Annotated in this window: 9 protein-coding genes; 4 read left to right on the top strand and 5 right to left on the bottom strand. The window is 69.6% G+C overall.

Annotated elements, in window-relative coordinates:
* The 4 genes from G5C60_RS26885 to G5C60_RS26870 form a co-directional block, all read right to left on the bottom strand.
* Positions 1 to 2,479, bottom strand: a 2,479-nt coding sequence (locus G5C60_RS26885; protein ID WP_165263503.1) for an ATP-binding SpoIIE family protein phosphatase, incomplete at its 3' end; no start/stop codon positions are given.
* Between the two features lie 328 nt (positions 2,480 to 2,807).
* Complete coding sequence (locus G5C60_RS26880) at positions 2,808 to 5,120, bottom strand: DHA2 family efflux MFS transporter permease subunit (protein ID WP_165263497.1); 2,313 nt, start codon at positions 5,118 to 5,120, stop codon at positions 2,808 to 2,810.
* Between the two features lie 188 nt (positions 5,121 to 5,308).
* A complete protein-coding gene (locus tag G5C60_RS26875) occupies positions 5,309 to 5,752 on the bottom strand; it encodes an SRPBCC family protein (protein WP_165263496.1) in 444 nt (147 codons plus the stop codon).
* Between the two features lie 119 nt (positions 5,753 to 5,871).
* Entirely contained in the window at positions 5,872 to 6,261 is a 390-nt protein-coding gene (locus tag G5C60_RS26870; protein WP_165263495.1) for a VOC family protein, read from the bottom strand.
* Between the two features lie 171 nt (positions 6,262 to 6,432).
* Between G5C60_RS26870 and G5C60_RS26865 the strand changes: the two genes are divergently transcribed.
* The 4 genes from G5C60_RS26865 (at position 6,433) to G5C60_RS26850 (ending at position 10,238) form a co-directional block, all read left to right on the top strand.
* Positions 6,433 to 7,464: an Rv2578c family radical SAM protein gene (locus tag G5C60_RS26865; protein ID WP_165263494.1), complete on the top strand. Its 1,032-nt coding sequence runs from the start codon at positions 6,433 to 6,435 to the stop codon at positions 7,462 to 7,464.
* A 170-nt stretch (positions 7,465 to 7,634) separates the two neighbouring features.
* Entirely contained in the window at positions 7,635 to 9,221 is a 1,587-nt protein-coding gene (locus tag G5C60_RS26860; RefSeq protein ID WP_165263493.1) for an alpha/beta hydrolase, read from the top strand.
* Between the two features lie 58 nt (positions 9,222 to 9,279).
* Complete coding sequence (locus tag G5C60_RS26855; protein WP_165263492.1) at positions 9,280 to 9,678, top strand: RidA family protein; 399 nt, start codon at positions 9,280 to 9,282, stop codon at positions 9,676 to 9,678.
* 14 nt (positions 9,679 to 9,692) lie between these two features.
* Positions 9,693 to 10,238 carry a GNAT family N-acetyltransferase gene (locus G5C60_RS26850; protein ID WP_165263502.1) on the top strand — a complete coding sequence of 182 codons (546 nt, stop codon included), beginning with the start codon at positions 9,693 to 9,695 and terminating at the stop codon, positions 10,236 to 10,238.
* Positions 10,239 to 10,377: 139 nt separating this feature from the next.
* On the opposite strand, the gene G5C60_RS26845 is transcribed toward G5C60_RS26850, so the two are convergent.
* Positions 10,378 to 10,968: an adenylosuccinate lyase gene (locus tag G5C60_RS26845; protein WP_165263491.1), complete on the bottom strand. Its 591-nt coding sequence runs from the start codon at positions 10,966 to 10,968 to the stop codon at positions 10,378 to 10,380.
* Positions 10,969 to 11,052: the final 84 nt, after the last annotated feature.

Raw genomic sequence — 11,052 nt, 5'->3', positions numbered from 1 at the left:
ACCTTCTCGTCGGCAGCGTCAGTGTGTATAAGAGACAGGTGCGGCTGGTCCCCCACTCGCGGGCCAGCCGACTGACCACGCGCAGCCCGCGCCCGTACTCGTCATACGGACCCGTGCTGAGGAGCGTCGGCAGCGCGTGATCATCGTCGTCCACCTCGCACAGCAGCGTGTCCCCACGGACCAGGCGCAGCTCGATCTGCCGGCTCCGGGAATGCCGTACGGCGTTGGTGACGAGCTCGCTGACCATCAACTCGGCTTGGTCGGCAAGGGAGTCGATCCCCCACTCGTGAAGCTGTTCGCGGACCACGGCACGCGAACGGCTCACCTCGATCGGCTCGGGCGCGAGCCGCCAGGTGACGACGTCCTCGGGGTCGATGCCGCTGAGCCGGGCCATCAGCAGCGCCACGTCGTCCTTGCGGTCCCCGCGGCCCGCCTTGGAGAAGGTCACGGCGAGGGCGCGGATGATGGCGTCGCAGGCGTCGTCCATGGAGGCGGCCGGATGGGCGGCGGACTCGCAGAGCGCGGCGAGTCCGACGCCTATGTCCTCACCGCGCACCTCGACGAGTCCGTCGGTGCACATCACGAGCCGGTCGCCGGGCGCCACCCGCACCCGTACGGTCTCGAAGGGCACCCCGCCGACTCCGATGGGCGCGCCCGTCGGCAGGTCGAGCAGATCACTGCGGCCGTCCTCGGCACGCACCAACACCGGTGGAATATGGCCCGCGTTGGCGATCTGGAGCTCACTCGCTATGGGGTCGTACACCGCGTACAGGCAGGTCGCGAGATAGTGCTCGCCGAGGCGCTGCGCCAGGTCGTCGAGGTTGCGCAGGAGTTGGGCGGGCGGCAGGTCGAGGCCCGCCATGGTCTGCACGGCGGTGCGCAACTGGCCCATCATCGCGGCCGAGTTGAGGCCGTGGCCCATCACGTCGCCGACGACGAGCGCGGTCCGTGATCCGGGCAGCTTCACCGAGTCGAACCAGTCGCCGCCGACCCGGCCCAGCAACGTACCGGGCAGATAGCGGGTCGTGATGTCACAGCCCGACATATGGGGCGCTATGTGCGGGAGCATGCTGTCCTGGAGGGTCTCGGCGACGCTCTCCTGGTACGTGTACATGCGCGCGTTGTCGAGCACGAGCCCGGCGCGGGCGGCCAGTTCGGCACCCGTCACCCGGTCCATGTCGTTGAACTCGACGCGCTCCGGGTGACGCAGCAGGATCATGAACCCGAGCACGACATTGCGGGCCTTCAGAGGCACGACCAGCATGGAGCGGTTGTTGATCAGCGGCCGGATGTCGCGCTTCTCGAACTGCGCGGCGATCATGTGCCCCATCTGCTCGCTGATGCGCGGCACGAGGACCGGTTCGCCTGTGGTCATGCACTGGAAGAACGGCGTGTGCGCCGGGAACGGCATGGCCTCGCCGACCGGCACTACGTCGTCCCAGCGGCCCGGCTCGTCCGTGTGCTCCACGGCGACGCGGTGCCACATGGTGGTCGTATCGGGCACGCCTTCGGGGAAGCCCTCACCGGCGACGACCTGCTCGCGCAGATACGTCCCGGCCACATCGGTGAAGCGCGGCACCACGGCCTTGCTGACCTCGATGATGGTGCGGGACAGGTCCAGCGAGCTGCCGATACGCCCGCTGACCTCGTTCAGGAACTCGAGTCGCTCGCGCACCGCAGCGTACTCGAGGTCCTCGCCGTCGTCCTCGGGGTCCTGGGGCAGGGCCTCATCGGATGCCGCCGCCCTGGCCAGGCGCTCCCGGCGCGCCTTCCGCTCGGTCCGCCGTGGCACACCCCAGTCGGGCGTGACGGGCACCCGGTCGTTCTGGCTGAACTCCAGGACGGGATAGCCCAGTTCGAGGACCTGCGCGACGATACGGGCGCTCTCGCCGACGCTCATGCTGGGCAGGATCTCGGGCAGTCGGCGGGCGAGGTCCTCGGCGCCGGGAAAGTCGGTGTGCAGCGCGAAACCGGGCGCGATCCGCTCGACTGCCTCGGTCTCCACAGTGTCGTCGCCGACATCGCGGCGCAGCCCGCCCGCGTCGGCGGCCAGCACCAGCAGCCGTTCCCGGCCGGGTCCCACCAGCGGATACGCCCACCACAGGACGTCGACCCGGTCGCGGCCCGGCACCGAGAGCCGCGCGCGGCCCGCCGCCGGGTAGGACAGCCGTCCGTCGAGGGACGATTCGAGGTCGTGGCCGAGTCCGTCGTACGCGGCGTAGGCCCCGTACGGAGAGATCTCGTCCTCCTCGGGCAGTGCGCCGGACACGGGCAGCAGATCGACCGCGGCACGGCCGACCGCGTCCTCCTTGGGGGTGCCGAACAACCGCCGGGCGCCCCGGCTCCAGTGCGAGACAAGACCCTCGCGGTCGACGACGACCACGGCCAGCGGAATGCGGCCGGCCGCGACGCTCTCCGCCACGGCTCCGTTCCCGGCTCCGCCACCGGAAGCGGCGTCCCACTCGGTGCCACGGTCCATGGCCAGGGCCCCTTCTTCCACGGTCCGCATGATCTGTGCCGCACCACCACGGTACGGGTGCGTACGGTTGCCATGTGTGGCAATCCGGGAATTGCTCCGGCGCACGCGACGGGGCGCCCGTCGGCTACTTCTGATAGCCCGTCACCTCGGCGATCCACTTCATGGTGCGCGCACAGGCTTCTCTCAGAGGTCACCCATCAGATGGCCTCTCAGCCCTAGGCGGCCTTGATCAAGTTCGGTGCGGTACGCGCCCCGTAGGGGGCGCGGGGAACTGCGCGACCAGCCCCCACCGGCCCGCGGTTTCATCACCGTTCCTCCAGCGGAGCGCCTAGTGCCCCAGCTGAAGATCGTGTTCCGTGCGGCCACCACCGGCGACCTGCAGCACACCGGCCACCGGCGGGTAACCGGCCGCGATGACCGTGTACTCGCCGGAGGGCAGATCGACGAACCGGAACACTCCGTCGCCGCTTGTCGTCCAGGTGCCCACCACGTTCCCGGCGGCGTCGAGCAGCGTCACGCGGGCGTCCTCCACGGGCCGTCCCGCGCCCGCCCGTACCGTGCCACGCAGCACGGACCCGCCCGTGAGCTCGACGTCCTGCCGACTCTCCCGGGCGGCCCGCACGGTGACGGGCAACGCGGCCGGCCGGAGGGCGGGGGCGCTCGCGGCGAGGGTGTACTCGCCCGCCTCCACCTCCGTGACGACATAGCCCCCTTCGCGCCCGCTCCGGGTCGTGGCGACGACCTGGCCGTGGACATCGGTGAGCGTGACCGTGGCGTTGTGCACGGGTGCGCCGCCCGCCGTCACCACTCTCCCGGCCAGCCGTCCCGCGGCCCCGAGGACCACGTCCAGTTCCACCGGCCTCCCCCACCCTCCGGGCGGGGGGACCCCCATCTCGCTTCGCTCGCCGACGGTGATCCTGACGGCCTGCGGCTGGTGCCCTCCGGCCGTGGCGATCAGGACGTACGCCCCCCATCCGGGCGTCGCCAGCTCGTACCGCCCGTCCTCGCCGCTCACGCCCCGCCCGATCTGCTGTCCCGAGATGTCGATGAGTGTGAGCGCGGCCTGCGGCACGAAGGTGCCGTCGAGGAGCCGCACCGTGCCGTGGACGGGCACTCCGGCGGCGTACGACGCGCAAAGGGCCTGTGGAATCAGCACGTTGACGTTCTCCTGGTCGACGGCGGGGATGTGGTCGGGCACCAGCGGTTTCCCCTTCAGGAAGAACGCGATGAGCAGGCCGAGGACGAGCAACGGCACGAGGTGGAGGAAGGTCCGGGGCATGGTCTCGGCGTACGCCGGGATGCCGGTGAGCCGGTCGGCGAAGAGCCTGCCGAGGAGCGCGGCCCCGATGCAGCCGCCGATCTGACGGAAGAAGGTGTGCGCGCTCGTGGCGGCGCCGATGTCGTGGGGGCGCACGGAGTTCTGCACAGCGAGGACCAGTACCGGCATGACGAGACCGATGCCCCCGCCGAGTACGGCCGCCCAGATGCCGCAGTGCAGCCGGGGCGTGTCGGCGTCGAGCCGCGAGAGCAGCCACATGCCGATGACGGACAGGCCGCCGCCGAGAACCGGGTAGGTCCTGTAGTGGCCGGTGCGGCCGATGAGTTGGCCGGAGACGACGGAGGCGCCGACGATGCCGGCCGTCAACGGGAGCATCAGCAGTCCGGCTTCGGTGGCGGTGGCGCCGTCGGCCGTCTGGAGGTACGTCGGCAGATAGCCGGCCGCGCCGAACAGGGCGACTCCGGTGATCAGGCCCACGATGGCGGTGACGTTGAAGTCCCCGTCGCGGAACAGCCGCAGCGGAATGAGGGGGTCGGCCGCGAAGCGCTCGGCGAAGAGGAACAGGACGGTCGCGGCTACGGCTCCCGCGCCGAGCCCCAGGATGACGCGCGAGTTCCAGGCGTACTCCGTACCGCCCCAACTGACCAGCAGAACCAGGCATGTTGAGGCAACGGCGAGCAGGAGTGCGCCCAGCACGTCGAGGCGCGGCTTCGCGGTGGGCTTCGGCAGTACGAGCGCGAGGGCGACGACGGCTGACGTGACCAGGCCGAAGGGCACGTTCAGGTAGAAACACCAGCGCCAGGAGAGGTGGTCGGTGACGTAACCGCCGAGCAGCGGGCCCGCGACCGAGGCGAGGCCGAACGCGGCACCGGTCAGGCCCATGAAGCGGCCGCGTTTCCCGGCGGGCACGATGTCCGTGAGGATCGCCTGGACACCGATCAGGAGACCGCCCGCGCCGATGCCCTGGAGCGCGCGGAAGGCGATCAACTGGTCCATGGTGCGCGACCGTCCGGCCAGCGCGGAGCCGACGACGAAGACGACGATCGCGAACTGGAAGGCACCCTTGCGCCCGTAGAGATCCCCGAACTTGCCGTGGACGGGCAGGGTGACGGTGGCCATGAGCAGATACGCGGTGATCGCCCAGGACATCCTGTCCAGGCCGTGCAGCTCGCCGACGATCTTCGGGAGCGCGGTCGCGACGATCATCTGCTCCAGCGCGGCGAGCAGCAGCGCCAGCATGAGGGCACCGAAGACCAACCGTACGCGGCGCGGGCCGAGTTGGACGGTCGCGGCCTCGGGTGGGGCGGGAGTCGGCGGAGGCGCGGTGGCCGGTACGTCCTTCGCCAGAGTGCTCCCGCCCACGTACGGCTCCCCTCGTCGCAGTTACTGCACAATTCCCGCGTTAGGCGACAACTGCGAGTAAGTGCGACGAGTTACGGATTACCGCCGGGCCCCAGGGAGATCCACTCGAAACGGTGAGGGCGCCAACGCACCCTGCGGGGCTGCCTCTTGAGCTGGCCCTTGGGCTGCCTCCTGGGCTGGCCCTTGGACTACTTCTCGACCTCGGTGGCGAGCTTCGCGAGCACCGCGTCGTAGATCCGGGCGAGGCCCTTGGGCGCGAAGGTCTTCTCGAAGAAACCGCCGATGCCGCCGACGCCGTTCCACACGGTGGTCACGACGACGCGGGACGCGCCCTCTCCTGCCGGGGTGACCCGCCAAGTGGTGACCATCGAGGAGTTGCGGTCCTTCTCGACGAGCTCGCCGTCGGTGGGCTCGCTCACCTCGAGCAGGCAGTCACGGATGCGCTTGCTGGTGGCCTGGAGCTTCCAGTGGACGAGGGTGCCTTCACCGTCGCCGCCCTCGCGCACCTCGTACTCGCTGAAGTGCTCGGGCAGAAGCTTCGCGCGCGTGCCGCTGTAGTCGGCCAGGGCGTCGAAAACGTCGTCCGGCTGCGCCGCTACGACTCGCTCCGTGGTGGCCTCGACCTGCGCCATTGCGTTCCTCCAGCACTTGGAATCTCAAGGGTTCACGGTCAGCCAACCACCAGGCGGCCGAGCCGCCCAAATCGGGGTGCCCCAAGGGGGCTCGGTCTGTCGCGGTGCGCGGCCTCCGATCAGGAGCAGCGGCTCGCAAGGACGCAGAACTCGTTCCCCTCCGGATCGGCAAGCGTGACCCAGCTCTCATCGCCCGTTTGGCCGACGTCGGCGTGCCGGGCACCCAGGTCGAGCAGGCGACGGACCTCTTCGTCCTGATCCCTGTCGGTCGGGTTGACGTCGATGTGGAGCCTGTTCTTGACGGTCTTGCCCTCGGGCACGCGCGCGAAGGTCAACGTCGGCGGTACCGGGCCGGGACGGTTCTTGCCTTCAGGCACCGCAGGGGAGCCAATGGCGACAACCCCCTCCTCCGCGCCTTGCACCTCGTAGCCGAGGACCGAGCACCAGAACCGGGCGAGACCGTGGGGATCGGCACAGTCGATCGCCAGCTCGGTGAACTTACTGGCCACGTCAGAACCTCCGGTCGAGTAGCGGATCCACCAAAGGCCACAGGCTAACCGCAGTGTCCGGCGGCGAGGTACGCCGCACGTGGCGTGCCTTGCCCAGAAAGTTTGACTCCCACCATGCCCACCAAGGGAACAAGTGTTCTATTCTGTGGTCAGTGCTACCGAGGAGGCGTCATGCGGTGGGAGAACCTCACAGTGGAGTCCGGTGGAAATCCGCCGGAGAACCCCGCGCTGTTCGGCGCGGAAGCGGTGACCACCCGCACCTTCGACACGCCGGAGTTTCGCGGAATCACCTTCCACGAGATCCGGGCCCGGTCGATCGTGAACCGGGTGCCGGGGGCTTCACGCATGCCCTTCGAGTGGACCGTCAACCCCTATCGAGGCTGCACGCACGCGTGTGTCTACTGTTTCGCCCGCAAGACCCACAGCTATCTGGACCTCGACACGGGCCTCGGCTTCGACAGCCAGATCGTGGTGAAGGTGAACGCGCCGGAGCTGTTGCGACGTCAACTGGGTTCACACCGCTGGCACGGTGAGCACATCGCGATGGGCACGAACGTGGACTGCTATCAGCGCGCCGAGGGCCGCTACCAGTTGATGCCGGGCATCATCGCGGCCCTGCGCGACCACGCGAACCCCTTCTCGATCCTGACGAAGGGCACGCTGATCCTGCGCGACCTCGACCTCCTGAAGCAGGCCGCCGCCGTCACCGAGATCGGGATCTCCGTCTCCGTCGGCTTCACCGACCACGAACTGTGGCGGACCGTCGAGCCGGGTACGCCCGCCCCGGAGCGCCGCCTGGACGTCGTGCGCACCCTGAACGAGAACGGCATCGGCTGCGGGGTCCTGATGGCTCCGGTGATCCCCTTCCTGAGCGACCATCCGTCCCAACTGCGCGCCACAGTAGGGGCGATCGCGGCCTCCGGAGCGACCTCCGTGACCCCGCTCGTGCTGCATCTGCGGCCGGGGGCGCGCGAGTGGTTCATGAGCTGGCTGGAGCACTACCACCCGCATCTGGTCCGCCGTTACGAGCGGCTGTACGCGGAGGGCGCGTACGCCCCGAAGTGGTACCAGCGCCGGATCACCCGTCAGGTGCACGAGCTGGCCCAGGAGTACGGCATCGGCCCGACGCGCGCGGGGATGCCGCGCAGGATCCCCGAGCCGGAGCCGGTCGCGCCGGAGCCGACTCAACTCACTCTGCTCTGAACGGCGTTTCCCTGCTCCGACCAGCGCGTTTGCCCGGCATCCAGCGGCATCACGCTGCCCAATAGAGTCAACTCTTGTCAGAACCAGTCCTTCCGGGGGCCCACTTCCGGGACGATGCGGGGCGGGCCGTGGTGTGCACGGCTCGAATTCCTCCGTCCTGGGAGGCCTCAATGAAAAAGAGAGCAACCGCTCTGTGCGGTGCCGCAGCCGTGGTGGCCGGGTTGATGACGGCGATCCCGGCCGACGCGAGCGCGGGCGCCGCGACCGCACCGCGCACCACTCAGTCGGCGACCTCGGAGAAGCTCACCTGGAAGAAGTGCGGCACCGAGGACTATCCGACGCTCCAGTGCGCGTCCCTGAAAGTGCCGCTCGACCACTCGAACCCGCACGGCGAGCGCATCACGCTCGCGCTGTCGCGGGTCCCTCACACCTCGAAGACGTACCAGGGACCGCTCCTTGTGAACCCGGGCGGTCCCGGCGGCAGCGGTCTCACGCTCGCCGGGTTCGTCGCGTCCTCGCTGCCGAAGGAGGTGGCGGCGCAGTACGACGTCATCGGCTTCGACCCGCGCGGCGTCGGCGCCAGCAAGCCTGCGCTGAACTGCAGGCCCGGGCACTTCTCGCCGGTCCGCCCCGACTCCGTGCCGAGCACTCCAGCCATCGAGAGGGCCAACCTCAGCCGGGCACAGGCCTTTGCCCAGGCCTGCGGCAAGAAGTACGCGGACCTGCTGCCGTACATCGAGACGGTGAGCGCGGTCCGGGACATGGACGCGATCCGTCACGCGCTCGGCGCGAAGAAGATCAACTACTTCGGGTACTCGTACGGCACCTACCTGGGCGCCGTGTACGCGAAGCTCTACCCGGAGCGCGTACGGCGCCTGGTGCTCGACTCCATCGTCGACCCCACCGGTGTGTGGTACGAGGACAACATCGCGCAGGACTACGCCTTCGACGACCGCCACAAGGCCTTCATGGCCTGGGTCGCCAAGCACAACGCGACGTACAAGCTCGGTACCGATCCGCAGAAGATCGAGGCCAAGTGGTACGCGATGCGGGCGGCGTTGGCGAAGAAGCCGGCGGACAAGACGGTGGGCGCGTCCGAACTGGAGGACACCTTCCTCCCCGGCGGTTACTTCAACGGCTACTGGCCGTATCTCGCCGAGGCGTTCGCTGCCTACGTGAACGACAAGAACGACGATCCGCTGGTCGAGGCGTACGAGAACTTCGGCGCCGTCGACGCGGCGGGCGACAACGGCTACAGCATCTACACCTCGGTGCAGTGCCGTGACGCGGACTGGCCGCGCGACTGGAACCAGTGGCGCCACGACAACTGGGCGGTGTACAAGAAGGCGCCGTTCATGACCTGGAACAATGCCTGGTACAACGCGCCGTGCGCGTTCTGGCCGACGGACTCGCTCGAACCCGTGGACGTCGCCAACGACTCGGTGCCGCCGGCACTGCTGCTCCAGGCGACCGACGACGCGGCCACTCCGTACGAGGGCGGTGTCACGGTCCATCAACTCCTGCGCGGCTCCAGCCTGGTGGTCGAGCAGGGCGGTGGAAACCACGGCATCTCGCTGAGCGGGAACGCCTGCCTGGACAACCACCTGGCGGCGTACCTGGCCACCGGCAAGGTGCCGCGCAGTGGTGGCGAGGTCGACGCGGTGTGCAAGGCGCTGCCCGATCCCGAGCCGTTGAGCACGAAGGACTCGGGCTCGCGCGGCACGGCACTGCACGGCCTGCTCGGATTCCGCGGCTGAGCTCCTGACGCGGGCGCCCGTCGGGGGCGTTGTCAGTGCCATGGTCCACGATGGATCCATGACGGAACTGACGCGCATTCCCGCCCCCGACGGGGTCGCCCCGGCCTCCGCGTACGCCCATGTCGTCATGGGCACGGGCCGCTTCGTGGCGGTCTCGGGGCAGGTCGCGCTGGACGAGGACGGCAAGCTCGTGGGCGAGAACGATCCGGCCGCCCAGGCCCGCCAGGTCTTCGAGAACCTGCGCCGCTGCCTGGCCGCCGCCGGGGCCGGCTTCGACGACGTGGTCAAACTGACCTTCTTCGTCACGGACATGGCGTACATGCCGGCCGTCCGCGCGGCCCGCGACGAGCACATATCGCCCGACCGCCTCCCGGCCTCCACGGCCGTGCAGGTCGCCGCCCTGGTGCGCCCGGAGCTCCTGATGGAGATCGAGGCGTACGCGATACTGCCCGAGTGATCCACATCCGCGAAATGGCCCTGTCCGACTGCGAGCGCGTGGCCGAGATCCGCGTACGCGGCTGGCAGCAGGCCTACGCGGGAATGATGCCGCAGCCCTACCTCGACGGGCTCGACGTGGCGGACGAGATCCCGCGTCGGCGGGCCCACTTCGAGCAGCCCGGTGAAGGGGTGGTCAACCTCGTCGCGGAGTTGGACGGCGACGTCGTCGGCTGGGCCTGCCACGGACCGTACCGGGACGGCGAACTCGCCACGAAGGACGCCGAGTTGTACGCGATCTACGTACACCCCGACCACCTCGCCCAGGGCGTGGGCCAGGCCCTGCTACGGGAGTCCACGACCCGCTGCGCCGCAGCCGGCCACGCCCGGATGCTGCTCTGGGTCCTCAAGGAGAACACCCGCGCCCGCCGCTTCTACGAACAGGCCGGCTTCACCCCGGACGGCACGGAGGAGTCGTGGGACGTGGCGGGGGCAGCGGTACCCGAGGTCCGCTATGTTCGACGGCTAGGTGGCGCCCCGTCAGGGGCGCAGGGCTGTGGCACGTGCGGCTCCGCCCCGTAAGGGGCGCGGGGAACTGCGCGCCCAGCCACAGACGGCCCGCAGTCCTCATAGCACCTTCAGCCCCCCGGCGGGGTCTGGGGCGAAGCCCCGGGGTTGACGGGACCGGGTAGGGGCGGCGGGGGCGCCCCCCCCGCCCGCGCTACCGCCGAGCCCGCTGCGCCGGCAAACGCTTAAGCGCACCGACAGCCGCCTGCGCAAGAGAAGGATGCGCAAGCGCCTCGTTCAGGATCGCGCGGGCGCGCTCGTCACCCAGCACACCCAGCCCCTCCACACAGGCGATCGCAACCCTGCGATACGGATCGTGCGGCCGGAATCGCCGGGCCAACGTCGTGATCAGCGCGGGCACGGCCTCAGGAGCCCGCAGCTCGACCAGAAGCCGTACCGGATAAAGCGCATAGGCCACCCGGAGTTCATTGGTGGCAAGCGCGGCCGCCGCGCGCGCGGTACGCGGATCACCGAGCCTCGCCAGCGCGTACGCCGCGGAAGCGCACCGCTGCGGATCCCGGTGGTTGAGCAGCAGAACAAGCGCCTCGAAGGCCCGCCGATCCCCCGCGAGACCGAGCCGGAACGCGACCAACTCCCGTGCCCACAGCGGCTGTCCAGGAGCGGTGAGCACGGCGGCCAGTTCGTCGAGGTCATCGGTCGAGGCAAGCCGTTCGTACGAGGATGACGCCGCCGCGCCCGCCTCGTGCCGTAAGCGCTGGGTGAGCGATCGCAACTCTTCGTCCATGGCGCGAGCTTATCCGCGACGTACGTCACATAACCTCGGCTCTTCCACGGACTGGCGCGCTCGTTACCCGCGAGTTAAGCTCAA

The sequence above is a fragment of the Streptomyces scabichelini genome, assembly GCF_011045015.1.
GTDB classification, from domain to species: Bacteria; Actinomycetota; Actinomycetes; order Streptomycetales; family Streptomycetaceae; genus Streptomyces; species Streptomyces scabichelini.
Note: the sequence above shows the minus strand (reverse complement) of the source record. Positions and strands in the feature narration are given on the sequence as shown.

Bases quoted from the DNA above. Each gene is read 5' to 3' on its own strand.
- G5C60_RS26875 (WP_165263496.1), bottom strand. From the start codon at position 5,752: ATGGCGCAGGTCGAGGCCACCACGGAGCGAGTCGTAGCGGCGCAGCCG.
- G5C60_RS26865 (WP_165263494.1), top strand. From the start codon at position 6,433: ATGCGGTGGGAGAACCTCACAGTGGAGTCCGGTGGAAATCCGCCGGAG.
- G5C60_RS26860 (WP_165263493.1), top strand. From the start codon at position 7,635: ATGAAAAAGAGAGCAACCGCTCTGTGCGGTGCCGCAGCCGTGGTGGCC.
- G5C60_RS26855 (WP_165263492.1), top strand. From the start codon at position 9,280: ATGACGGAACTGACGCGCATTCCCGCCCCCGACGGGGTCGCCCCGGCC.
- G5C60_RS26850 (WP_165263502.1), top strand. From the start codon at position 9,693: ATGGCCCTGTCCGACTGCGAGCGCGTGGCCGAGATCCGCGTACGCGGC.
- G5C60_RS26845 (WP_165263491.1), bottom strand. From the start codon at position 10,968: ATGGACGAAGAGTTGCGATCGCTCACCCAGCGCTTACGGCACGAGGCG.